General features: G+C 43.5%; 22 protein-coding genes, 2 tRNA genes and 1 pseudogene. 22 read left to right on the top strand and 3 right to left on the bottom strand.

Annotated elements, in window-relative coordinates; translation table 11 throughout:
* Positions 1-22 precede the first annotated feature (22 nt).
* Complete coding sequence (nadC, locus tag BGC07_RS08170; RefSeq protein WP_069312703.1) at positions 23-862, bottom strand: carboxylating nicotinate-nucleotide diphosphorylase; 840 nt, start codon at positions 860-862, stop codon at positions 23-25.
* Between the two features lie 85 nt (positions 863-947).
* Between nadC and ampD the strand changes: the two genes are divergently transcribed.
* Positions 948-1,535 carry a 1,6-anhydro-N-acetylmuramyl-L-alanine amidase AmpD gene (gene ampD / locus BGC07_RS08165; RefSeq protein WP_069312702.1) on the top strand — a complete coding sequence of 196 codons (588 nt, stop codon included), beginning with the start codon at positions 948-950 and terminating at the stop codon, positions 1,533-1,535.
* A 123-nt stretch (positions 1,536-1,658) separates the two neighbouring features.
* On the opposite strand, the gene BGC07_RS22075 is transcribed toward ampD, so the two are convergent.
* Together BGC07_RS22075 and BGC07_RS08155 are read right to left on the bottom strand one after the other, a co-directional pair.
* Positions 1,659-2,438, bottom strand: a complete 780-nt coding sequence (locus BGC07_RS22075) for a hypothetical protein (protein WP_235603031.1) — start codon at positions 2,436-2,438, stop codon at positions 1,659-1,661.
* Positions 2,439-3,271: 833 nt separating this feature from the next.
* A complete protein-coding gene (locus BGC07_RS08155) occupies positions 3,272-4,612 on the bottom strand; it encodes a hypothetical protein (RefSeq protein WP_069312701.1) in 1,341 nt (446 codons plus the stop codon).
* Positions 4,613-4,928: 316 nt separating this feature from the next.
* Here BGC07_RS08155 and tpiA point away from each other — a divergent pair, with 316 nt between their 5' ends.
* The 21 genes and pseudogenes from tpiA to nusA all read left to right on the top strand — a co-directional run bounded on the left by tpiA (position 4,929) and on the right by nusA (position 23,512).
* Entirely contained in the window at positions 4,929-5,687 is a 759-nt protein-coding gene (gene tpiA / locus BGC07_RS08150) for a triose-phosphate isomerase (protein ID WP_069312700.1), read from the top strand.
* Positions 5,688-5,703: 16 nt separating this feature from the next.
* Positions 5,704-6,069, top strand: a complete 366-nt coding sequence (gene secG, locus BGC07_RS08145) for a preprotein translocase subunit SecG (protein ID WP_069312699.1) — start codon at positions 5,704-5,706, stop codon at positions 6,067-6,069.
* Between the two features lie 68 nt (positions 6,070-6,137).
* Positions 6,138-6,224 (top strand) — tRNA-Leu (locus BGC07_RS08140).
* A gap of 603 nt (positions 6,225-6,827) precedes the next feature.
* Positions 6,828-7,196, top strand: coding sequence for an NADH-quinone oxidoreductase subunit A (ndhC, locus tag BGC07_RS08135; protein ID WP_069312698.1), 369 nt, complete (start codon positions 6,828-6,830; stop codon positions 7,194-7,196).
* A complete protein-coding gene (locus BGC07_RS08130; protein ID WP_069312697.1) occupies positions 7,187-7,672 on the top strand; it encodes a NuoB/complex I 20 kDa subunit family protein in 486 nt (161 codons plus the stop codon). The genes ndhC and BGC07_RS08130 overlap by 10 nt, the downstream gene beginning before the upstream one ends.
* Positions 7,673-7,688: 16 nt before the next feature.
* Positions 7,689-8,366: an NADH-quinone oxidoreductase subunit C gene (locus BGC07_RS08125; RefSeq protein ID WP_069312696.1), complete on the top strand. Its 678-nt coding sequence runs from the start codon at positions 7,689-7,691 to the stop codon at positions 8,364-8,366.
* Position 8,367: 1 nt separating this feature from the next.
* Positions 8,368-9,621, top strand: coding sequence for an NADH-quinone oxidoreductase subunit D (locus BGC07_RS08120; protein WP_069312695.1), 1,254 nt, complete (start codon positions 8,368-8,370; stop codon positions 9,619-9,621).
* Entirely contained in the window at positions 9,621-10,112 is a 492-nt protein-coding gene (gene nuoE, locus BGC07_RS08115; RefSeq protein WP_069312694.1) for an NADH-quinone oxidoreductase subunit NuoE, read from the top strand. Before BGC07_RS08120 ends, nuoE begins: the two co-directional genes overlap by 1 nt.
* A gap of 6 nt (positions 10,113-10,118) precedes the next feature.
* Positions 10,119-11,402: an NADH-quinone oxidoreductase subunit NuoF gene (nuoF, locus tag BGC07_RS08110; protein WP_069312693.1), complete on the top strand. Its 1,284-nt coding sequence runs from the start codon at positions 10,119-10,121 to the stop codon at positions 11,400-11,402.
* Positions 11,403-11,437: 35 nt separating this feature from the next.
* Entirely contained in the window at positions 11,438-13,135 is a 1,698-nt protein-coding gene (nuoG, locus tag BGC07_RS08105) for an NADH-quinone oxidoreductase subunit NuoG (RefSeq protein ID WP_235603030.1), read from the top strand.
* On the top strand, positions 13,113-13,826 hold the full coding sequence (locus tag BGC07_RS22070; protein ID WP_235603029.1) for a molybdopterin-dependent oxidoreductase: 714 nt from the start codon (positions 13,113-13,115) through the stop codon (positions 13,824-13,826). The genes nuoG and BGC07_RS22070 overlap by 23 nt, the downstream gene beginning before the upstream one ends.
* A 4-nt stretch (positions 13,827-13,830) precedes the next feature.
* Entirely contained in the window at positions 13,831-14,856 is a 1,026-nt protein-coding gene (gene nuoH, locus BGC07_RS08100; RefSeq protein WP_069313837.1) for an NADH-quinone oxidoreductase subunit NuoH, read from the top strand.
* Positions 14,857-14,869: 13 nt separating this feature from the next.
* Entirely contained in the window at positions 14,870-15,358 is a 489-nt protein-coding gene (nuoI, locus tag BGC07_RS08095; RefSeq protein ID WP_069312692.1) for an NADH-quinone oxidoreductase subunit NuoI, read from the top strand.
* 11 nt (positions 15,359-15,369) lie between these two features.
* Positions 15,370-15,993: an NADH-quinone oxidoreductase subunit J gene (locus BGC07_RS08090; RefSeq protein ID WP_069312691.1), complete on the top strand. Its 624-nt coding sequence runs from the start codon at positions 15,370-15,372 to the stop codon at positions 15,991-15,993.
* A gap of 23 nt (positions 15,994-16,016) precedes the next feature.
* A complete protein-coding gene (nuoK, locus tag BGC07_RS08085; RefSeq protein WP_016209309.1) occupies positions 16,017-16,322 on the top strand; it encodes an NADH-quinone oxidoreductase subunit NuoK in 306 nt (101 codons plus the stop codon).
* A 3-nt stretch (positions 16,323-16,325) separates the two neighbouring features.
* Positions 16,326-18,297 (top strand): annotated as a pseudogene (gene nuoL, locus BGC07_RS08080) (NADH-quinone oxidoreductase subunit L).
* A 14-nt stretch (positions 18,298-18,311) separates the two neighbouring features.
* Complete coding sequence (locus tag BGC07_RS08075; RefSeq protein WP_077216814.1) at positions 18,312-19,850, top strand: complex I subunit 4 family protein; 1,539 nt, start codon at positions 18,312-18,314, stop codon at positions 19,848-19,850.
* Entirely contained in the window at positions 19,850-21,289 is a 1,440-nt protein-coding gene (gene nuoN, locus BGC07_RS08070; protein WP_069312689.1) for an NADH-quinone oxidoreductase subunit NuoN, read from the top strand. The genes BGC07_RS08075 and nuoN overlap by 1 nt, the downstream gene beginning before the upstream one ends.
* A 45-nt stretch (positions 21,290-21,334) precedes the next feature.
* Positions 21,335-21,411, top strand: a tRNA-Met gene (locus BGC07_RS08065).
* Between the two features lie 93 nt (positions 21,412-21,504).
* Entirely contained in the window at positions 21,505-21,957 is a 453-nt protein-coding gene (gene rimP / locus BGC07_RS08060) for a ribosome maturation factor RimP (protein WP_069312688.1), read from the top strand.
* A gap of 40 nt (positions 21,958-21,997) precedes the next feature.
* Entirely contained in the window at positions 21,998-23,512 is a 1,515-nt protein-coding gene (gene nusA, locus BGC07_RS08055) for a transcription termination factor NusA (protein ID WP_069312687.1), read from the top strand.

The following is a 23,512-nucleotide window of genomic DNA, read 5'->3' as shown; positions in this document are numbered from 1 at the left end:
TAAAATTCCGAATTTCCTTATTTTAGTTATTTTTAAAGCGCATAGATAAATTAACCGCTTGAATATGTTTAGTCAGGCTGCCTGAGGAAATATAATCAACACCGGTTTTAGCAACAGCGGTGAGTGTTTCCGCATTCATCTCACCCGAAGCTTCGAGTTTAGCACGTTTCGCTGTTATTTTGACTGCTTGTTCCATCATGGCAAGGTCAAAGTTATCGAGCATAATAATATCGGCTTGTGCGCTTAGGGCTTGTTCTAACTCTTGGATGGACTCAACCTCAACTTCAATTGGTTTTCCTGGGGCAAGCTTTTTAGCGCTCAATACCGCTTGAGCAATGCTACCACAGGAGAGAATATGGTTTTCTTTAATTAAAAAAGCGTCGTCTAGGCCAATGCGGTGATTGGTACCGCCACCGTCAAGTACGGCTTGCTTTTGAGCGACTCTTAAACCTGGAATAGTCTTGCGAGTATCTAAAATTTTAGTGGGGTAAGGCTCGAGGATTTTAGCGTAATGCGCTGTTACCGTTGCAGTTGCTGAAAGCGTTTGTAAAAAATTGAGTGCGGTGCGCTCTGCGGTCAGCAGGTTGCGAGCTGTGCCTGTGGCGGTGAAAAGAAGTTGGTCGGCTTTGACTTGATCACCATCGGTGACATGCCACTGAACTTGGATGTTAGGATCGACTTGGAAAAAAGTTTCATTAACCCAGCGTACCCCGGAAATAATGGCGGGCTCACGCGTAATTACCTCAGCGCTGGCTGTTTTTTGCTCATCGATGAGTAAGGCGGTAATATCCCCTCCGGCGATATCTTCGGCAAGTGCTACACGCACATTATCGCTGATGATGGTATTGATGGGATCACGCATGACTCTAACCTCGTTGTTCTAGCTACTCAAAGAGGCCATATTGTACACTAAATTTAAAGAAAGTAAGAAAGTGCGGGAGTAAAAGGTGAAGATTGATCAATCGGGTCATTTAGATCAGGCGCGTTATATCGCTAGTCCTAATTACAATGAGCGGCCTCAAGGCGAAAAGGTGAGCTTGATTGTCATTCATAATATCAGCCTGCCGGCAGGACAGTTTGGCGGCTCTGATGTTGAGTCCTTATTTACGAACCGCTTAAACTGTAGTCAGCATGAAAGCTATCAGGATTTAGCGGAATTAAGGGTTTCTAGCCATTTTTTTATTCGTCGGGATGGCAAAATTATTCAGTTTGTTCCCGTGAATAAGCGTGCTTGGCACGCAGGGGTGTCTAGTTATTTAGGTCGGGAAAACTGCAATGATTTTTCTGTCGGTATAGAGCTGGAAGGGACAGATGATCTTGCTTATGAACAGGTTCAATATCACGTTCTAGTCGAATTATGCCAGGCATTAATCGATGCCTTGCCGGAGTTATCACCAGAGCATATTAGCGGCCATGAGCATATAGCACCCGGGCGTAAAACTGACCCTGGACCAAGTTTTGATTGGGCGCATTTTAACCGTTTATTGCAAGAAGGCTTAGCTCTAGAAGGACAAAATGTTGAAAGGGTAAAATAAAGGCAACTAAAATGGTTGCCTTTTCTGTGGTTCATTTTTATAGGTCAAGCGTGATTGGTCAGTTTGGCGTTCAGAGCGTGAACCAGCTCAGCTTCTTGTTTATGAGTGGCAAAGAAAAATATCTCAAAGAGTGATAGTGGATTTTTTTGGTTTGATGGCGAGTTTTAATTCTTTAGGGTCTTGGAAAAACTGTGCCAAGGTGGTTTGGTAAGGGGTTAATGCTGGATTGATTTGAGCGCTTTGGATAATGGCTGCGTATAAGGTGGCAACGTCTTGAGCAGTTGCAGGAAGGCCGGTCCCTGTTTGCATATGCTTAGCATTTTCTTTATAGATCCGCGGCAATAATGAATTATCTTTATAGCTGATATTAAATGTATTTAAGAAGGTGTTGCGGCCCTCGATGGCGAGTAGGTGCATGGCGAGCGCCTGTTTTTGTTGCTCTGTTGCCACGGTTTTAGGTGTTTGAGCGAGCAGTTCACCGATCTCTTTGGCGATTTTGGCATTGTCAATCTTCAGAGTGTGGCTAAAGTGTGTAGTCGCGGCATCCGAGAGTTTTACAAACCCGTTGAAGTTTGTCAGTGTTGTTTGTTCTTTGGAATTGATGGTGCCTTTGATGTTCAGAGCAAGGGGTTCGCTTTTAGTGTAACCGAGCTGTTTTAAATAAGATTGAGCTTCTGGTGGCAAGTTAAGCGTTGGAATATTAAGGTCAAGCTGCGTTGTATAAAGCCCCGTATTGTCTGTAAGCTCTTGTTGCATTTGCTTAAATGCTTGTGTGAGATTGTCATTGTTGTGCTTGAATGCACGCGCCCAATTTTGTGGTAGCGTATATTTTTCAGGAACATGCTGGCCCTGCTCTTTGAGTGTGAATATGGTTTGGTCAGCGACTTTGATGCTGATATTCATCGCTTCAGTTTTATCATGAGCTTGATAGTTGTAGTTGACAGAGCCGATCGGCTGGCCACCTAGAGCTGTGGTTAATGCTTTGAGGTAGTGTGCTGTTTCTGGGTTTTGGCTGCTTAAGCGTATGTCAGACAGTTGGATGTTTTGTAAAGAGCGTTTGTTTGCTGTAAACCTCAGTGCTTTGATATTTAATTCGGGGAATTGTAGCGAGATTGTTTTATTATTTGTAAGGTGCTGTTTGTTATCTAATTTGAAAGTTTTAAATTTAACCTGAATGTTATTAATGCTGGCATGATGAGTGAAGAAAAAGAAGCCATTTGTGTTAATTTGGCCGTAGTTGATCGCCTGGATCTGTGAGTTAGTTTTGTGTGTTTGTGCTTGAATCCATTGATCTAGCCCTTTTTTGACGATGTTATGAGCTTGGTGATCGGCGATGGCATAAGCGGCACCGGCAACAATGACAACAGCAACAGCGCTATAGATAATTTTTTTGCACTGAAAACGACCTTTTTCGTAGATAAAATTTTGATATGAAGCTTATTATAAAGCTTATCGTATTTTATTCAATTCAAGCGCTGACCAGGCTTAACTTGGGTTTCAATGACTTTGAGTGAGAGATAAAACTTTAAGTTTTATTTAATTAAGGCCGATTAGTTTTTGCTCAATTTTTTTACTCTAGAAATATGATTTTGAAAATATGGTTTTGTGTTGCGTTGAGGATGGTGCTTGCTAATTCTCTTTTTGATTGCAAACAGGAGTGGGAAAAGTGGAAGTAGGCTGGGTCGAGCTAGGGGTGAGGCAGTGAAAATCACTGCCCTATTGCTGTATTGTGATATTTAAGCTTGGTTGGTGAGTTTGACATTTAGCAAATGTATTAACTCGCCTTCTTGTCCAGGCTTGAAGGCATAGAGTTTAGACATTGGCAGTGGTTGCTCAGGTGTGATGGATAGTGTGAGCTCTTTTGGATTTTTGATAAATTGCACTACCGTGTTTTTATAAGGAGCAAAAGCCGGCCCGAACTTACTGTTTTGGGCGACATTCGCAAAATGGTCTGCGACATCTTGGCTACTGACCGGGCGCTTTGGGTCGGTGCTGAGTGATTTTGCCATGAGCTTATAAATGTTCGGGAGCAAGGACTGATCTTCGTAGCTGATTGTGAGGTTATTTAAGAAAGTATTTTGGTTGTCAGCATCGATGAGCTGTGTAAGGAGTTGATAATGAAGCCTTGTATCGTCATTGTTTTTAGGTGGCTGTGAGAGTAATTTACCGAGCTTTTTAGCAAATTGTTGCTGATTGAAAGTCAGCGAGCTATCCATATGAACTGTTGCAGCATGATCAAGCTTGATGAAGCCTGTCAAATGAGTTGTTCTTGCTGTCTTGGGCTTGGAATCTGTTGTGATATCTAATTTGAGTGCGAGAGGTGTGTTTTGGCTGTACCCTAGCAATGGTAATAAATTTCGCAGCTTGGCTCTTGGGTTGTCAGGAAGTTTGATATCAGGGAGATCAATACTGAATTTTGACGTGTAAGAGCCGCTGTTATTGAGCGAATATTGATCTTGGAGTATGCGGGTAAAATCACCGTCAAAATTATCGCTTTGGAACGCTTTAAAAATGCGAGTGATTCGTTGTGGCAGAGCGTGTGCTGCTGTCACGCTTTGACCTTGCTCTGTGAGCTTGAAAATAGTGTGATCTTTGGCGTTGATGTCTAGGTCTAGTGTTTCTGTTTTGTTGTTGGGTTGATAATGGTAATCGATTGAGCCGACTAGGTGCCCGCCAGTATAGGACTCTGCTATCGCTAGGTTTGCTTTGGTCTCTACGTCTGTGCTGCTAAGGTCGATATTAGATAATGTGAAATCTTCCAACATATTTTGATCAGCAGTTAAAGCCAGTGTTTTAATTTTCAGCTCGGGGAGTTTGAAGGGGGCATTGTCTGGGAGATCTTTGAATTTGACGGTGATGCCATTAATTTTAAAGTGGCGAGTAAAGAAGAAGAAACCATTGGTGCTGACGTTATCGTAATTAATCGTTGCGACTGGAGAATCTTTTTTATGGAGATGTGTTTGAAGCCATTGAGTCAAATTATCTTTGACAATTTTATTGGCTTGGTGATCAGCCACGCCATAAGCGACGCCCGCGATTGCTGCAATCGCAATTGCACTGTAAATCGTTTTTTTCATTTAAAGATTGCCTTTTTATTTATTAATATTTCATCCAGGTCATTATTATAAAGTCTATGGAGTTTTATTCAATATAATAGTGATTATAATGTGCTTTAATCATTAATCTTATTGAAATTATTGATTAATTTTTGATCATCTGTGTTTATTTTAGTTTTATTTTAGTGTTGAAAGTATTTGTTTTTGATGGGAGTGTTGCTAAATTTTGGGGTGGAACTTAGATTGCAATCTGGGCGAGATTCCTTTATTCTCGCGCGAAAGCCTTGGTGTATTTTATCATGGGTACAATAAATAAAGATGGGTTAAGGAGAAGCGGATGCGTCAGATGTTGGTGATGGGGAACTGGAAGATGAACGGCTGTCGTAGTGAATTAACTACGCTATTGCAGGGTGTTGCTCAACAAGTGAAGCCCTTATCTAAGGTTGGTGTTGCTGTTTGTCCATCTTTTGTTTATTTGGATGCGATAAGTGTCATGTGTGAAGGAACCTCTGTAGGTTTAGGTGCGCAAGACGTTAGTCTTCATGAGCAAGGCGCTTATACGGGAGAGATTTCGGCGGCGATGCTTAAGGATTTAGGCTGTCAGTATGTTTTGGTTGGGCACTCAGAGCGTCGCAGTTATCATGCTGAAAGCAATGAAAGTGTTGCGAGAAAATTTGTTGCAGCTCAGACCCAAGGTTTAACGCCTGTGTTATGTATTGGTGAGACGCTTGAAGAGCGTCAGGCTGGAAAAATGCAAGATGTAGTGAGCGCTCAGGTGAAGGCAGTGATAGAGCATGCAGGGGTAGATGCTTTTGTGAAGAGCGTGATTGCTTATGAGCCAGTTTGGGCCATTGGCACAGGGGTTGCGGCAGAGCCGTCTGATGTCCAAAACGCGCATGGCTTCTTGCGCAGTTTATTAAATGATTATGGGTCTAAGCTCGCTCAGAATATGCAAATTTTGTATGGTGGTAGTGTGAAAGCGAGTAATGCTACTGAAATTTTAAGTCAGCCTGATGTAGATGGTGGATTGGTCGGTGGAGCTTCTTTGAAAGTCGACGAATTTGTTGCTATTTGTCAGGCGGCGAATAGTGAATAGTTAATTGAGGTAAACAATGGAACAAGTGTTATTGATCTTACTGATTGTTGCAGCGGTTGCAATGGTTGTGTTGATACTCATGCAGCAAGGCAAGGGTGCAACAGCAGGTGCGTCTTTTGGTGCCGGAGCATCGCAGACTGTTTTTGGTAGTGCAGGGGCTGCATCTTTTTTAGTGAAAGCAACGGCAATGTGTGCAGTGGCTTTCTTTGTGATTTGTTTGGTGCTTGGGCGTATGGCAGCTCAACAAGGTCAGTTATCGGCAGCGCCTGTGGCTAAGACGACGGCAGCCCCTGCAGCAGCGCTACAAGAGGCAACAACTGGGCAGGCTGCAACAGCTGAGAAAAGTAATACTGAAAACAATGCGAGTAGTACAAAAAAATAATTTAGCGCTTGCATCTTATTAAAATAACAGTAAAATGGCGCTACGCGTTTGTAGCGCAACAAGATTCTGCCGAAGTGGTGAAATTGGTAGACACGCCATCTTGAGGGGGTGGTGACCTAACGGTCGTGCCGGTTCGAGTCCGGCCTTCGGCACCAAAATTAAGGCGACAGCAATGTCGCCTTTTTCTTTGCTGATTATTTATTGGACAATATAAATTGTTAAAGACAAATCAAGTTTGATCATTGAGTGCTCGATGAGTGAATGAGTCACTGTGTGGATTTAATTATTATGATGCCTGTATTAAGCAGGAGGCGTGATGATAAAGTATTTTTTTATATTGCTAGCTGTAAGTGTGAGGCGTGAGCAAAAATTTTAATTTCCTTGATGCTGCTTTCGTAAAATGTAACAAAAATTTAGTTTAATTTTTGTTTTGAACATTGAAATTAATGAGCTGAGTAAAATAGTTATTTGTTTAAGTGGAAATGCTAAGCGTTCCTTTAATTAACACTGAAAGAAAGCCATTTTGACTCATGTTATTTTCTATGGGTATAAAACGACTGCATAAGAGCTGTTGATTGTATTTGTATAATTATTGTTCAAGAGGCTAAAAAAGCTTTTTTTATTTGTATAATTGCTGCTTTTTGTTTAATATCTCTCCAGACTTTTGTCACTTTAATAAACTTGTTTATACTTACTAACATTGATAACAACTTAATACTGAAGTATAAACATGTCCTTTTGGTATTTGGGGTAATACCATGTTAGATAATTATGGTCCGATATTATTGTTCCTGATCATAGGAGCGTTATTTGGTATGGCGCCTGTTATGGCAAGCGTCGTCGCTGGGAAATTCCTTGGCCTAGAACAAAAAAGCAAGGCGAAAGAAGACGCATTTGAATGTGGTTTCGCACCTTTTGAAGATGCGCGTATGAAATTCGATGTGCGATTTTATCTTGTTGCCATTCTTTTTATTGTCTTTGATCTTGAGGTCGCTTTTATGCTGCCTTGGGCGGTGGCACTGAATAAAATAGGCTGGTATGGGTTTACTGCAATGTTCGTATTTCTTGGGCTTCTTGTAGTAGGTTTCATTTACGAGTGGAAGAAAGGGGCGCTTGAATGGGAGTAGCCGATACTATTTTAAAGCGCGATGGCTTTGTTACCACTTCTGCCGATAAGCTGGTTAATTGGGTGCGCACCGGATCAATGTGGCCGGTGACATTCGGTTTGGCGTGTTGCGCGGTAGAAATGATGCAGGCTGGCGCGTCACGTTACGATTTGGATCGCTTTGGTGTAATTTTTCGGCCGAGTCCGCGTCAATCGGATGTGATGATTGTTGCTGGAACCTTATGCAATAAAATGGCACCGGCATTACGCCGTGTTTATGATCAGATGGCAGGGCCTAAATGGGTGATTTCCATGGGGTCTTGCGCGAATGGCGGTGGTTATTACCACTATTCGTATTCTGTGGTTCGGGGGTGTGATCGTATTGTCCCTGTTGATGTGTATGTGCCAGGTTGCCCACCGACCGCAGAGGCTTTGCTCTATGGCATTATTCAACTGCAAAACAAAATTCGTCGCACCAACACCATTGCACGGCAATAAACAAGGTTAAAGACGTATGGAATTACAAGAACTGGTTGCGCTAATTGAGCCTCGTCTTAAAGAGTTTGGCGTGCAGTCTAAAACTGAATTTGATGAGTTAACACTTGAAGTCCCGGTCAATCACTTATTAAAAGTCTCGCAAATTTTGCGTGATGATAACGCGCTTAGCTTTGAGATGCTGATTGATGTTTGTGGCATAGATTATTTATATTACGGCAAAGATGAGTGGACCACTGATACGGCAACGTCAACCGGGTTTGAGCGTGCTGTTCACCAGCTTGAAGCGCCTGAAAAGGGCGATGGTAAGCGCTTTGCCGCGGTTTATCATTTAATGTCGATTAAAAATAATATCCGTTTGCGCTTAAAAGTGTTTCCTGATCAAAATACACTAATTTTGCCGTCAGTGAATGATATTTGGAACAGTGCCAATTGGTTTGAGCGTGAAGCCTTTGACATGTATGGCTTATTGTTTGATGGCCATCCAGATTTGCGTCGTATATTGACTGATTATGGCTTTATTGGTCACCCGTTTCGTAAAGATTTTCCGCTCAGCGGCTATGTTGAAATGCGTTATGACGCTAAAGATGAGCGTGTTGTTTACGAGCCTGTTGATATTGAACCGCGTGTTTTGGTGCCAAAAGTGATTCGTCATGATAATCGCTATGATGCAAGCTTGACGGCGGGAGAAAAATAACATGTCTGAGTTTCGAAATTATACAATTAACTTTGGTCCTCAGCACCCTGCGGCGCATGGCGTTTTACGGCTTATTTTAGAACTCGATGGTGAGACGGTTGTTCGTGCTGATCCACATGTCGGGTTATTGCATCGTGGTACAGAAAAATTGGCTGAGACTAAGCCCTATAACCAAAGTATTGGCTATATGGACCGGCTCGATTATGTCTCGATGATGTGTAATGAACATGCTTATGTGATGGCGATTGAAAAATTACTCGGCATAGAAGCACCCATTCGTGCTCAATATATTCGTGTCTTGTTTTCAGAGGTGACGCGCGTTTTAAATCACTTGATGGGCATCGGCTCAACGGCCCTTGATTTAGGGGCAATGACCGTTTTCTTATATGCATTTCGTGAACGTGAAGATTTGATGGATTGCTATGAAGCGGCTTCAGGTGCACGGATGCATGCGACCTATTTGCGCCCGGGTGGGGTGTATCGTGATTTGCCTGACAGCATGCCACAATATGAGCCCTCGCGTTGGCGCAATGAAAAAGAAGTTGATAAGTTAAATCAAAACCGTCAAGGCTCTTTGCTTGATTTTTTATGGGATTTTACCGAACGTTTTCCATCTTGTGTTGATGATTATGAAACCTTATTAACAGATAACCGGATCTGGAAGCAACGAACGGTCGGTATTACCGAAGTATCTGCTGAACGGGCAATGAACTTAGGTTTTTCAGGACCGATGTTACGAGCATGTGGTGTTGAGTGGGATTTGCGTAAGAAACAGCCTTATGAAGTGTATGATCAACTCGATTTTGATATTCCCGTAGGGACTAAAGGGGATTGTTATGATCGTTATTTGGTGCGAGTTGAGGAAATGCGCCAATCCAATCGTATTATGCGTCAATGCATCGAATGGCTACAGAAAAATCCTGGGCCGGTCATGATCGATGATCATAAAATTGCACCGCCTAAACGCGCTGAAGTCAAAAGTGATATGGAATCATTAATCCATCATTTTAAATTGTTTACTGAAGGCTTTACTTGCCCTGCTGGCGAAGTTTATAGTGCCGTTGAACACCCTAAGGGTGAGTTTGGTATTTATTTGGTTTCTGATGGTTCGAATAAACCTTATCGCGTTAAAATTCGCAGCAGTGGTTTTGCTCACTTAGCGGCTATGGATGAGTTGCTGCGTGGCCATATGTTGGCTGATGTCCCTGCTTTAATTGCAACACAAGACCTGGTATTTGGAGAGGTTGACCGCTAATGTCCATAGAAAACGGTTTAACAACAACAATGCGTGAGCAGATCGATTATTGGTTGACTAAATTTCCTAATGATCAAAAACAATCAGCATCGCTTGCTGCATTGATGATTGTGCAAAAAGAAAACGACGGCTACTTAACGAATGAGTTGATGGATGCCATCGCGAATTACTTAGACATGCCAGCGATTGCTGTTTATGAGGTCGCAACTTTTTATTCCATGTATGAGCATAAGCCGGTGGGGCGTCATAAGATCTGTGTCTGTACTAATATTTCTTGCATGTTGAACGGCTCAGATAAAATTGTTGAACACCTAGAGCGTCGCTTGGGCGTGAAAATGGGTGGCGATGTGACACCTGATGGTAAATTTAGCATCAAAGAAGTGGAATGTTTAGGAGCGTGTGTGAACGCACCGATGTTCCAAATTGGTGATGATTATCACGAAAAGCTTACGCCTGAAAGTGTTGATCAAATTTTGGATAATCTGGAGTAGTCGATAATGAGTATCCAAGAAAATTTAGTCTGCTTTCGCTCGCTTGGTTTGGATGAGCCGTGGAGCTTGGCGAGCTATGAAAGCATCGGTGGTTATTCAGTCTGGCGTCGTATTTTAAAAGAAAAAACACCACCTGAAGAAATTATTGAAGAGTTAAAAACATCGGCCTTGCGGGGGCGTGGTGGTGCAGGGTTTCCGACGGGCTTAAAGTGGAGCTTTATGCCGCGCAATGCCGCGGGTCAAAAATATGTCGTTTGTAATTCAGATGAAGGGGAGCCTGGCACCTGTCATGATAGAGATATCATGCGTTATAACCCGCATCAACTCATCGAAGGCATGGCGATTGCCGGTTATGTCGTTGGTGCAACAGTGGGTTATAACTATGTGCGTGGTGAATTTATTGAGCCGATTAGGCGCTGTGATGAAGCTCTAGAAGAAGCACGTAAAGCCGGTTTGCTCGGCAATAATATTCTAGACTCTGGCGTTGATTTTGATATGTTTACCGCTCACGGTGCTGGGGCTTATATCTGTGGAGAAGAAACGGCGTTATTAAACTCATTGGAAGGCAAGAAAGGCCAGCCGCGTTTTAAACCACCGTTTCCTGCCGGTTACGGCTTGTATGGTCGTCCGACCAATATTAACAATACTGAAACTTATGCATCAGTCCCGGTGATTTTACAACATGGTGGCCAATGGTTCTTAGAACTAGGTAAGCCTAATAATGGTGGTTGCAAGATTTTCAGTGTCTCTGGTCATGTGAATAAGCCGGGTAATTATGAAGTCCCTCTTGGCACACCATTTAAAGATCTGCTTGCGTTAGCCGGTGGGGTGCGTGATGGTAATCGCATTAAAGCGGTGATTCCGGGGGGTAGCTCATCAAAAATTGTCCCAGGGGATGTCATGCTTAATGAGGTCACCATGGATTATGACTCGATTGGCAAAGCTGGCTCGATGCTGGGTTCTGGCGCTGTAGTTGTGATCGATGAAACTCAAGATATGGCTGAATTACTTGCTAGAATTGCCCATTTTTATTATGAAGAATCATGTGGGCAGTGTACGCCCTGTCGTGAGGGAACCGGCTGGATGTCGCGCATTTTAAAGCGGATTGTTTCAGGTCAAGGTCGCCCAGAAGATTTAGAGAAAGTCGTTGCGGTCGCAGGAAAAATTGAAGGCCATACCATTTGTGGTTTGGGAGACGCTGCGGCATGGCCAGTGCAAAGCTATATTCAAAAATTTAGACATGAATTTGAATATTGGATTGAGCATAAACGAAGCATTATTGCTGCGTAGGCAATATTAAGATTAATTTGAAATTGGAATGATCAATGTCAACAGTTCAAATTGAAATCGATGGTGAAACACTAGAAGTGCAGCAAGGCTCAATGATTATTGAGGCCGCTGACGAGGCGGGTATTCGCATCCCTCGTTTTTGCTATCATAAAAAATTATCCGTTGCTGCTAACTGCAGAATGTGTTTGATCGAAGTAGAAAATGGTCGTAAACCCATGCCTGCTTGTGCAACACCTGTGACCGACGGCATGAAAGTATTTACTAAATCACCTTTGGCCATTGCCTCGCAAAAATCGGTGATGGAGTTTTTGCTCATTAATCATCCCTTGGATTGCCCGATTTGCGATCAGGGGGGGCAGTGTGAATTACAAGATGTTGCAATGGGTTATGGCAGTGATAGCTCACGTTATGTAGAAGGCAAACGCTCAGTTGCTGACAAAAACATCGGTCCATTAATTTCTACAGAGCTCACCCGTTGTATTCAATGTACTCGCTGCGTGCGTTTTGGTAGTGAAATTGCTGGAATGCGTGAATTGGGTATGACCGGGCGTGGTGAGCACTCTGAGATTGGCACCTTTATTGAGCAAAGTGTGAATTCAGAAATGTCGGGTAATGTGATTGATGTTTGCCCTGTCGGCGCTTTGACTGCTAAACCTTCGCGCTTTAGTGCGCGTGCTTGGGAAGTCAGATCTTCTAAAAACGTTGCTCCTCATGATTGCATGGGCTCAAATATTGCGATCCATACGCGGCGTAATGATGTGATGAGTGTTGCACCGTGTGAAAATGAAGATATTAATGAAGTCTGGATCTCTGACCGTGATCGCTTTGGTTATAAAGGTCTCGAGAGTCAAGAGCGTGTTTATAAACCACAAGTCAAACGCAATGGCGTATGGACAGAAGTTGAATGGCAAGATGCCCTCAATATTGTTGCTGCACGCATGCATGAAACAGTTAAAGAGCATGGTGCTGAAGAGCTAGGCGCACTGGCCTCGCCAAGCTCTTCTGTTGAAGAGTTGTATTTACTACAAAAATTAATGCGTGGTTTAGGCTCGCATAATATTGATCATCGCTTGCGTGAAATTGATTTTTCAGATCAACAGCAAGCGCCTTTATATCCGCGTTTTCAAACTTCTATCGCCGAAATTGACGAGCAAAATGCTATTTTTGTGATTGGCTCGAATCTCCATAAAGAAGTGCCGATTGCAGCACATCGCATCCGTAAAGCATCGCTCAGGGGGGCGAAGGTTTCCGCTCTGACGCCTGTTGCTTTTGATTATCGTTTTGATGTGAATGAGTGGGCGGTGCCTTTAGCAAAATGGGTGGGTGCGCTGGCTTTAATATTAAAAACGGCGGCAGCAAAAGCGTCTGTCAATATCAGCCCGGAATTAACAGCCATTGTTAATAATGCTGGCGGTGATGCTGCACAGGCTGAGGTGATTGCAAATCAGCTTATTACCGGTGAGAAAGCATCGATTATTCTAGGTCGCTATGCCTTAACCTCTCCAGAGGCAAGTGTATTTAGAGCGCTTGCATTTGAGTTAGCAAAAGTGACTCAAGCTAAGGTTCTATTATTGACTGAAGGGGCGAATGGTGCGGGTGCTTGGTTAAGTGGTGCGGTTCCTCATCGTCTTGTTGCTGGACATACGGTGGACTCTCCCGGACTAAATACCCAAGAGATGCTAGAGCAAAAAATTAAAGCTTTATTTCTTATTGAACACGGAGCCAAGCTTTGACTGTGCAAGCTCTCATGCTGCGCTTGAGGCGGTTAAAAATGCTGATTTTGTTGTTTCACTATTGCCATTTAAAAATCATATTATGAATGAATATGTCGATGTGATTTTACCGATTGCGCCTTTTGGTGAAACCTCGGGCACTTTTGTCAATGGTGCGGGTGATTGGCAGAGCTTTGCGGCAGCGGTGAGTCCCAAAGGAGATGTGCGTCCGGCTTGGAAAGTGTTGCGTGTATTAGGTAATTTATTGCAAATCGATGGTTTTGAGCAAGAATCCAGTGCTGATATTATCGCTGAGATTAAGCGTGAGCTTGTCCATGCCGATGCGAATTTAGCGGCTGAGCCTTGGCGGCTACCAGCGAGTATAAAAGCATTTAACTATAGCAGCAATGGCTTGAATTTTATTCCGCAGCTATCGCTTTATTCTGTCGATGCTTTGGTAAGACGCGCGGATGATTTGCAGCAGACACATGATGCAGCTAAGAAACACGTGTATATGTCAACGTTAACGATGGAGCGAGAAGGCTTTGTTGCCGGTGACAGCGTGAAAATAAAACATGGTGGCATATCTGCTTTGCATGCGGTTGCCGTTGATGATAAGACACCAGAAGGTACAGTGTTGATTCCAGTGGGAACTACAGCTGCTGTTGATCTGGCAATGCCTTATCATCCAGTTGAACTAATACGGGACTAATATGATGGCAGAGACTTTTGCAATAAGTGTGTTGTGGACGCTACTTAAGATTATCATCATTGTGGTACCGTTGATGCTCGTCGTTGCTTACTATACTTACGCTGAACGTAAGGTGATCGGTTATATGCAGGATCGTTTAGGCCCTAACCGAGTGGGACTGTGGGGCTTATTGCAACCGATTGCCGATGGTGCAAAATTATTTTTAAAAGAACGCATACGTCCAAGTCATTCGAATCGCTATTTGTTTGTGATTGCGCCAGTGTTGACAATTGCCCCTGCATTGGCGGCATGGGCTGTAGTTCCTTTTGATAAACACCTTGTGCTTTCTAATATTAATGCTGGTGTGCTTTATGTGTTAGCGATGACATCTTTGGGTGTTTATGGGGTGATTATTGCCGGTTGGGCATCGAATTCTAAATATGCGATGCTCGGTGCTTTGCGTTCGGCCGCTCAAATTGTTTCTTATGAATTGGCGATGGGCTTTGCCCTAATTGGCGTATTAATTGCTGCCGGTAGTTTGAATTTAAGTACGATTATCGAAGCGCAATCGGGGGGTATTTGGCATTGGTATTGGTTGCCGTTGTTCCCGTTGTTTATTGTCTATTGGATTTCAGGAGTTGCTGAAACCAACCGTGCACCTTTTGATGTGGCGGAAGGTGAGTCGGAAATTGTTGCTGGATTTCACGTCGAATATTCGGGAATGACCTTTGCTATTTTCTTCTTGGCCGAATATGCCAATATGATTTTAATTTCACTGCTAACCGCAGTGTTTTTTATGGGCGGCTGGTTATCGCCATTTGAAGGTATTCCAGGCTTGGCGTATCTGTTTGCTTGGGTGCCGGGGATTGTTTGGCTCTTTTTAAAGACCGCTTTCTTTATGTTCTCATACCTTTGGTTCCGGGCGACGTTCCCGCGTTTTCGTTATGATCAAATTATGCGTTTAGGCTGGAAAATATTGATTCCTGTAACCTTGGTCTGGGTGATTGTGGCCGCATTATTGGTTAAATTTCATGTTGGGCCATGGTTTTAAGGGGTAGCTTGCAGTGAAAATATTAAAACAATGGACCAAAACATTTTTATTAGTTGAGTTATTAAAAGGCTTAAAGCTCACTTTAAAGCATTTATTTTCAAAGTCGGTCACGGTTCAATACCCAGAAGAAAAAACGCCGATTTCTCCACGTTTTCGTGGTTTACACGCTTTACGCCGTTATCCAAATGGCGAAGAGCGTTGCATCGCTTGTAAATTATGTGAAGCGGTGTGTCCGGCTTTAGCAATTACGATTGAATCAGAGCAAAGAGAAGATGGTTCGCGGCGTACGACGCGTTATGACATTGATTTATTCAAGTGTATTTATTGTGGTTTTTGTGAAGAAGCCTGCCCTGTGGACTCAATTGTTGAGACCAAAGTCTTTGATTATCACTTTGAAGAGCGTGGCGAAAATATTATGACGAAAGCTAAACTCTTAGAGATTGGGGATAAATATGAAGAGCAAATTGCAGCGAGTAAAGCGCAAGATGCACCGTATCGTTAAGGAGCAGAACAATGTTTGTTGAAATTGTTTTTTATTGTTTTGCCGTCTTGGCTATTTTCGGTGCTTGGATGGTGATTACCGCGCGTAACCCCGTTAAAGCGGTGCTAGCTTTAGTCTTTACTTTTGTGATGAGTGCGGGCGTATGGATGACAACGCAGGCTGAGTTTCTAGCCCTTTCATTGATTGTTGTCTATGTCGGCGCAGTTATGGTGCTGTTCTTGTTTGTTGTGATGATGCTCGATGTTGATGTGGCGGCATTGAAAGCGGGCGCTGCGCGCTATTTACCGATTGGTTTATTAGTGGTTCTGCCGATTATTGCCTTAATGATCTGGCAAGTGGGTCCTGAGCATTTTGGCAGTGCTATTTTCGGTCATAAACCGGTAATGCATGGAGCCAATTACAGTAATACCGAAGCGTTGGGTGAGCTTCTTTATACTCGTTATGTCTATGAGTTTATTCTAGCGGCAGCAATTTTGTTGGTGGCGATGATGGCGGCAATTTGTTTGGCATTTCGTGGGCCGCGATCTACGCGCACGCAGCATCCTGGCAAGCAAGTGAAGGTGCAAGCTCGTGATCGTGTACGCGTTGTGAAAATGAAAAGTGAGAAAAAGACCACGGGGAAGAGCGATGAATAAAAAAGAGTCCTGGGGAAGAGCATATGATTAGTTTGTCACAGTATTTAATTTTTGCCGCTATTTTATTTGGTTTGAGTGTTGCAGGAATTTTATTTAATCGTAAAAGTGCCATTACTTTATTGATGAGCATCGAGTTAATGTTGCTGGCGGTGAATACAAACTTTGTTGCATTTTCGCATTATTTAAATGATTTATCGGGTCAGGTCTTCGTGTTTTTTATCTTAACTGTGGCGGCGGCCGAAGCGGCGATTGGTCTTGCGATCTTAGCTCTACTGTTCCGTAATCGCCGGACGATAGATATCGAAGACTTAAATTCATTGAAGGGTTAGGTTGTGGAAAATATAAAACTCTTACTTATTATTCTGACCCTAAGTCCGCTTGTCGGTGCAATCATTGCTGGTTTTATTGGTAAACGGATGGGGCGCTCTGTCGTTCATACCATTTGTAGTGCATCTGTTGCTATTGCATTGGCAATATCGGTTTATTTATTTGTCCAGTTACTCAATAAAAATATAGAGCCGTTTAATCAAACGATTTACACTTGGGCTGATATCGGCGGTTTAAATTTTAGCGTCGGCTTTTTGCTTGATCGTTTATCAGCTTTTATGTTGATTGTTGTGAACTTCGTTTCCTTGGCTGTCCATATTTATACCATCGGTTACATGGAAGAAGACGATGGTTATATTCGTTTCTTTAGTTATATTTCAGCCTTTACCTTTGCCATGATTACACTCGTACTGGCCAATAACTTCTTCTTACTCTTTTTCGGCTGGGAAGCGGTGGGCTTAGTTTCTTACCTGTTAATTGGTTTTTGGTACAAAAAAGACACTGCGGTCTATGCGAATTTAAAAGCATTTTTGATTAACCGTGTTGGTGATTTAGGCTTTTTATTAGGTATTGCAGGAGTGCTTTATTTATTCGGCTCACTAGATTACTCAACGGTCTTTAAAGCAGCACCGGCTTTGGCCGCTCAAGCGCCAGTGATTCATATCTGGGGCGATGTTTCGGTCAGTGCCTTCAATCTTATTGGTATTTTACTCTTTGTCGGGGCGATGGGTAAGTCAGCACAAGTGCCATTGCACAACTGGCTACCCGACTCGATGGAAGGTCCAACACCGATCTCGGCATTAATCCACGCAGCAACGATGGTGACCGCTGGGGTCTATATGGTTGCGCGTTTATCGCCGCTGTATGAACATGCGCCGATGGCCTTATCACTGATTATGATTTTGGGTGCGATTACCTGCTTATTTATGGGTTTGCTTGCAATTATTCAAAACGATATTAAACGTATTGTTGCTTATTGTACTCTGTCGCAATTGGGTTACATGGTGGTTGCTTTAGGGGTTTCGGCCTATTCATTGGCGATTTTCCATCTGATGAGCCACGCCTTCTTTAAAGCCTTGATGTTCTTAGCGGCAGGTTCTGCGATCATTGCTATGCATCATGAGCAAGATATTCGTAAGATGGGTGGTTTGCGTAAATACATGCCGATTACTTATTGGACGATGTTAATCTCGTGTCTATCGCTGATCGCTGTGCCCGGTTTTTCAGGCTTTTTCTCCAAAGATTTAATTATCGATGCGGTCGGTGAGTCACATCGTTGGGGGGCGAGCTTTGCTTATTTTGCGGTATTAGGAACGGCTTTTGTTACCGCTTTGTATACCTTTAGAATGTTCTTCTTGTGTTTTCACACGAAAGAGCGCATGGATGAACATACGCGCTCACATCTAAAAGAATCACCTAAAGTGGTGACTTGGCCACTGATCGTTTTGGCTATTCCTGCGACGATTGCTGGTTATTTCTTTGTTCAGCCGGCGCTTAATGGCTTTTTCGGCCAGGCGATTCTAACCTTGCCGCAACATGATATCGTGCAAAAAACTTGCAGCGCATTTTCCAACAGCGATGTCGATGGTGCTCTATGCGCCTAAAACCCCCGCTTTCTGGTTGGCGTTGTCGGGTGTGGTTGTTGCTTGGGTGTTTTATGTCTGGAAGCCGCAGCTTGCCGTAATCGCCAGGAAAAATTTAGGTTTTATCCATTACATTATGGATCGTAAGTATTTTGTTGATGACGTTTACCAGGCCGTATTTGGTTGGGGTGGCTACTTTATTGGCTATCTTTGCTGGCGTGTCGGTGATGTCTTTGTCATCGATGATGGTGTGGTTAATGGAACGGCTGGACGCGTACGCCGTATTGCCGATGCGATGCGCCGAATACAGTCGAATTTCTTGTTGTACCATTATGCATTTGCCATGATTGTCGGACTGTTGGTGCTGCTGTTATGGTTTTTCTTACCTCATTAAGTGAAGGGTAAATGATGTCACATATGCCGCTTTTAAGTATTTTAATTTGGCTGCCTATTATTGGCGGATTACTGGTCGCGTTCAGTGAGCGTGGCGAGTATTCCCGTGTTGCAAAATGGGTTGCTGTTATTATTTCATTGATTCTATTGGGCTTTTGTATTCCCCTTTACCAGGACTTTGATCCGCTTACCTACCATATGCAGTTTGTCGAAAGCCACTTATGGTTTGACTTTGCTGGCTTTAAGGTACGTTACGGCTTGGGGGTTGATGGGGTCTCATTAATTCTCATTTTGCTCACTTGTTTTACCAACCTGATCGTTATTTTGTCGGCATGGAATTCGGTACGCTATAAAGTCACTCATTACATGGCGATTTTCTTGATTCTTACCGGAATCACCAATGGGGTGTTTGCTGCTACTGATTCTATTTTGTTCTATGTGTTTTTCGAGGCCATGTTGATTCCTATGTTTTTAGGCATTGGTGTTTGGGGAGCAGGTCGACGCTCTTATGCGGCGATTAAATTCTTCTTATATACCTTTTTAGGCTCGATCTTCATGCTGGTGGCTTTCGTTTACTTAGGCTATAAAGCCGGTGGTGATTTCTCGATTGCTGGCTTTACTATGCTGAAAATTCCAGCAAATATTCAAGACCTTATTTTCTTAGCCTTCTTAGCTGGTTTTGCCGTGAAAGTGCCGATGTGGCCGGTACATACCTGGTTGCCTGATGCGCACACTGAGGCACCTGCTGGTGGTTCTGTGGTCTTAGCGGCCTTGATGTTAAAAGTCGGTGTGTATGGCTTTATACGCTTTAGCCTACCGATTGTACCCGGTGTGCATGAGGCCTTCGATTGGCTATTAATCGGCTTGTCCTTAATTGCCATTGTTTATGTTGGTTTTGCATCACTAGCGCAAAAAGATATGAAGCGTCTGATCGCTTACTCATCGGTCTCTCATATGGGCTTCTCGACGCTGGGGATCTTCATGGCCTTTATGATTATCGGTGTCACTGGTGATCGTGCTGATGCGGTGCTCGGTGTACAAGGTGCGGTGTTCCTAATGTTCTCACATGCTTTTGTTTCAGGCGCTTTGTTCATCGGTGTCGGTTATATGTATGACCGTATGCATACTCGAATGATTAAAGACTTTGGTGGTGTGACCGCTGTGATGCCGGTATTTGCGGCTTTTTATATGCTTTTTGCCATGGCCAATGCGGGGCTTCCTGGAACCTCGGGCTTTGTCGGTGAGTTCTTAGTGATTTTAGCTGCATTTAAAGCGCATGTCTGGATCGCAGCCCTGGCCTCATTGACGTTAGTTGTTGGCGCAGCCTATACCTTATGGATGTATAAGCGGGTGTTCTTTGGTGCCATAGTCAACATGAAGCTTAAAGACTTAAAAGATATTAATGGACTTGAGTTGCTTATTTTTATATTGCTTGCGGTGCCTGTCGTTCTATTTGGCGTCTATCCACAAGCAATCTTGCATCTAACCGAAGTGACAGTTCAGCACTTTGTTGATGTAGTGATGATCTCATTGCATAAGGGGTCTTACCAGTGATGAACGAATTTCCTGTATTTACACCGGCTATTCCTGAGATTTTTATGTTGATCATGGCCTGTGTGGTGATGATTGTCGATGTCTATAGCAAGAGTCCAAAGAAAAATGTGGGGTATTTTCTGACCTTACTGACCTTGGTGGTGACGGCTTATTTATCTTGGCGTCTGGTCGGCCAAGCGCCAACGATTACCTTTCATGGTGGTTTTATTGCTGATCGCCTTGCGGCAACACTGAAGTTTTTTATGTGTATTGTGCTGTTTATCGTCTTTATTTACAGCCGTCGTTATATGCTAGAGCGTGATGTGCCGTTGGGTGAATTTTATGGTCTAGGCTTACTTGCTTTACTTGGCATGATGGTCATGGTCTCAGCCAATAATATGATTGCGATTTATCTAGGTTTAGAGCTACTTTCTTTACCGATGTATGCGATGGTTGCCATGCGCCGTGGCTCAGGTCGCTCAGCAGAAGCGGCTTTAAAGTATTTTGTCATGGGAGCGATTGCTTCTGCCATGTTGCTTTATGGAATGTCGATGATTTATGGCATTGCTGCAAGCTTAGATTTACCCGTGATTGCTAAAGCGATTGCTGCGACTAAGCTCTCAAGCAACCCGGTATTGATCTTTGGTTTGGTTTTCTTGGTTGTTGGCTTAGGCTTTAAGTTTGGCGCCGTACCTTTTCATATGTGGGTGCCTGATGTATATGAAGGCGCGCCGACAGCGGTGACGGCCTTTGTCAGCACGGCACCTAAGATCGCAGCCTTTGGTTTGATGTTGCGTTTATTGCTCGAAGGTTTGCCATCATTGCAAGTTGAATGGCAACAGATGTTGATTATTTTAGCGGTTGTTTCTTTATTTGTTGGGAACTTATTGGCAATTGCACAAAGCAATATTAAACGCATGCTGGCCTATTCGACGATCTCGCATATTGGCTTTGTGTTATTGGCGTTCGCCGCTGGAACTAAAGATGGCTATGCTGCATCGATGTTCTATGTGATTGTCTATGCGATTATGTCGGCCGGTGGTTTTGGCTTTATTATGCTGTTATCGCGTAAAGGTTTTGAAGCAGAACAGATTTCGGACCTAAAAGGTTTAAATCATAAAAATGCTTGGCTTGCCTTTATCATGTTGCTATTTATGGCATCGATGGCTGGTATCCCACCACTATTGGGCTTTGATGCGAAGCTGCTGGTCTTGACTGCCTTGATACAGGGTGGACATGTTGGCTTAGCGATTTATGCCTTGATTATGTCGGTAGTGGGTGCGTTCTACTATATTCGTATTATTAAGGTGATGTATTTTGAAGAGCCTGAAGGTGAAGAAGGGCGTTTAAGCTTGCATTCTAGTAGTCAATTGATCGTGAGCCTGAACGGTTTAGCCTTGTTGGTCTTAGGAATTTTTCCAGCTGGCTTGATTCATTTGGCAACACTATCTTTTAGTTAAGGCTTGCATTTGCTGAGTCTTTTCGGTAGAATTCCTCCTTGCTGATGCGGGGTGGAGCAGTCTGGTAGCTCGTCGGGCTCATAACCCGAAGGTCGTTGGTTCAAATCCAGCCCCCGCTACCAAGAATTTTTGAAAGCCCCTTTTTAGGGGCTTTTTACTAGCTAAAAAAATAAAAAATGGGCTTAGTGCCCATTTTTTATTTGAGGTAGGACGTGATGAAACACAATGAATCTTTAACAGAAATGTTGTCGCTAGTCGTGGCAGGTTTAGGGTTTGAACTCTGGGGTATCGAGCAGGTCCCTCAAGGGTCGCAGTCCGTCTTGCGTGTTTATATAGAAGGCCCTAAGGGCGTCACCGTTGAAGACTGTGCAACGGTTAGCCGTCAAATTGGGGCGGTGTTAGATGTGGAAGATCCGATTGCAGGTAATTATTTATTGGAGGTTTCTTCTCCAGGATTAGATCGATTACTATTTACGCCAGAACAATATGAACATTATCTTGAGCAAGAATTGCAAATTCGTTTAAAAGTGCTCAATAATGGGAAACGCAGAATTCGTGGTCGCTTAACCGCGGTGACAGAAAAAGGGATTTGTATTGATGTAAAGGATGAACCGTTTGAAATTAGCTGGGCAGAAATTGACCGAGCGAATGTATTTACGAAGTTTTAACTACACAGCAACATTTTGAGATAGGAAAGCGAGGCGAACGATGGGCAACAAAGAGATCCTGTTTATTGTTGAGGCCATTTCAAATGAGAAAGGTGTCGATAAAGACATTATTTTTGAAGCCGTAGAAATTGCATTGGCGGCGGCAACACGTAAACGCAGTGGCATTGATATGGATGTGCGCGTGGATATTGATCAAAGAACAGGTGATTACGATACATATCGTCGCTGGACAGTGATCGATGATGATGAGGTTGAAGATACGTTAGAGTCGCCTGATCGAGAAATTTGGCTGAGTGTCCGTCGTGAAGAAAAACCAGATGCCAAGGCGGGTGAAATTATTGAAGAGCCAATGGAGTCTATTGAGTTTGGTCGTATTGCTGCGCAAACAGCGCGCCAAGTGATTATGCAAAAAGTCCGCGAGGCTGAGCGCAATAAAGTCGCTGAAGCTTATTTATCTCGAGTGGGTGAATTAGTCTCTGGTGTGGTTAAGCGTGCAACACGTGAAAGCATTATTATTGATTTGGGCACCGCAGGCGCAGAAGCGATGCTGCCACGTGAGCAAATGATCGATCGTGAGATTTTCCGTCCAGGGGACCGCGTTCGTGCCTACCTAATGGAAGTGCGTAAAGAAGCGCGCGGCCCGCAATTGATTTTAACACGTGCGAGCAGTGAGTTTTTATTAGAGTTATTTAAGATTGAAGTTCCAGAAGTGTCTGAAGAGCTGATCGAGATTAAATCGGTTGCACGTGACCCAGGATTGCGAGCCAAAGTTGCTGTTAAAACCAATGATCAGCGTTTAGACCCGATTGGTGCTTGCGTGGGTATGCGTGGTGCGCGTGTTCAGGCGATTTCAGGCGAGTTGAATAATGAGCGCATCGATATCGTTCTTTGGGATGATAACCCAATGCAACTTGTGATTAACGCGATGAGCCCTGCTGAAGTTGATTCGATTGTTGTGGATGAAGACAATCACAGCATGGATATCGCTGTTGCTGAAGACTCTCTCTCTCAAGCGATTGGCCGTAATGGTCAAAATGTCCGCCTAGCCTCTGAATTAACGGGCTGGACCTTGAATGTTATGAGTGTCGATGATGCGAATGAGAAGAACCAAGCCGAAGTTGATAAGTTATTAAAGACCTTTGTTGAAAAGCTGGGTATCGATGATGAGACAGCCGAAGTCCTAATCGAAGAAGGTTTCGCTTCTATCGAAGAAATTGCTTATGTTCCTCAGCAGGAAATGATGGAATTAGAAGGCTTTGACGAAGATATCGTCACAGAGTTGCGTCAGCGTGCGAAAGATGCGCTACTCACTCAGGAATTGGCCGACGAAGCTCAGCTTGAAGAGCTTGGTTTGACCGATGAGTTGCTGAATATGGAAGGGATGACGCGAGACTTAGCGCTGAAGTTGGCTAAGCATGAAATTTTAACGATGGATGACTTGGCGGAGCAAGCCGTAGCTGACTTGCTAGAGATCACTGAGCTTGATGAGAAAGAGGCAGGTGAGTTAATTATGACGGCCAGGGCACCATGGTTTGCCGAGGACAATAAAGACTAA

The organism is Piscirickettsia litoralis, assembly GCF_001720395.1.
Taxonomy (GTDB): domain Bacteria; phylum Pseudomonadota; class Gammaproteobacteria; order Piscirickettsiales; family Piscirickettsiaceae; genus Piscirickettsia; species Piscirickettsia litoralis.
The sequence above is the reverse complement of the archived record's forward strand: the minus strand, read 5'-3'. Positions and strand labels throughout refer to the sequence as shown.

Excerpts from the sequence above, each read along its gene's own strand:
- nadC (WP_069312703.1), bottom strand. The coding sequence starts at position 862 with ATGCGTGATCCCATCAATACCATCATCAGCGATAATGTGCGTGTAGCA.
- BGC07_RS22075 (WP_235603031.1), bottom strand. The coding sequence starts at position 2,438 with ATGAATATCAGCATCAAAGTCGCTGACCAAACCATATTCACACTCAAA.
- BGC07_RS08155 (WP_069312701.1), bottom strand. The coding sequence starts at position 4,612 with ATGAAAAAAACGATTTACAGTGCAATTGCGATTGCAGCAATCGCGGGC.
- tpiA (WP_069312700.1), top strand. The coding sequence starts at position 4,929 with ATGCGTCAGATGTTGGTGATGGGGAACTGGAAGATGAACGGCTGTCGT.
- secG (WP_069312699.1), top strand. The coding sequence starts at position 5,704 with ATGGAACAAGTGTTATTGATCTTACTGATTGTTGCAGCGGTTGCAATG.
- ndhC (WP_069312698.1), top strand. The coding sequence starts at position 6,828 with ATGTTAGATAATTATGGTCCGATATTATTGTTCCTGATCATAGGAGCG.
- BGC07_RS08130 (WP_069312697.1), top strand. The coding sequence starts at position 7,187 with ATGGGAGTAGCCGATACTATTTTAAAGCGCGATGGCTTTGTTACCACT.
- BGC07_RS08125 (WP_069312696.1), top strand. The coding sequence starts at position 7,689 with ATGGAATTACAAGAACTGGTTGCGCTAATTGAGCCTCGTCTTAAAGAG.
- BGC07_RS08120 (WP_069312695.1), top strand. The coding sequence starts at position 8,368 with ATGTCTGAGTTTCGAAATTATACAATTAACTTTGGTCCTCAGCACCCT.
- nuoE (WP_069312694.1), top strand. The coding sequence starts at position 9,621 with ATGTCCATAGAAAACGGTTTAACAACAACAATGCGTGAGCAGATCGAT.
- nuoF (WP_069312693.1), top strand. The coding sequence starts at position 10,119 with ATGAGTATCCAAGAAAATTTAGTCTGCTTTCGCTCGCTTGGTTTGGAT.
- nuoG (WP_235603030.1), top strand. The coding sequence starts at position 11,438 with ATGTCAACAGTTCAAATTGAAATCGATGGTGAAACACTAGAAGTGCAG.
- nuoH (WP_069313837.1), top strand. The coding sequence starts at position 13,831 with ATGGCAGAGACTTTTGCAATAAGTGTGTTGTGGACGCTACTTAAGATT.
- BGC07_RS08090 (WP_069312691.1), top strand. The coding sequence starts at position 15,370 with ATGTTTGTTGAAATTGTTTTTTATTGTTTTGCCGTCTTGGCTATTTTC.
- nuoK (WP_016209309.1), top strand. The coding sequence starts at position 16,017 with ATGATTAGTTTGTCACAGTATTTAATTTTTGCCGCTATTTTATTTGGT.
- BGC07_RS08075 (WP_077216814.1), top strand. The coding sequence starts at position 18,312 with ATGTCACATATGCCGCTTTTAAGTATTTTAATTTGGCTGCCTATTATT.
- nuoN (WP_069312689.1), top strand. The coding sequence starts at position 19,850 with ATGAACGAATTTCCTGTATTTACACCGGCTATTCCTGAGATTTTTATG.
- rimP (WP_069312688.1), top strand. The coding sequence starts at position 21,505 with ATGAAACACAATGAATCTTTAACAGAAATGTTGTCGCTAGTCGTGGCA.
- nusA (WP_069312687.1), top strand. The coding sequence starts at position 21,998 with ATGGGCAACAAAGAGATCCTGTTTATTGTTGAGGCCATTTCAAATGAG.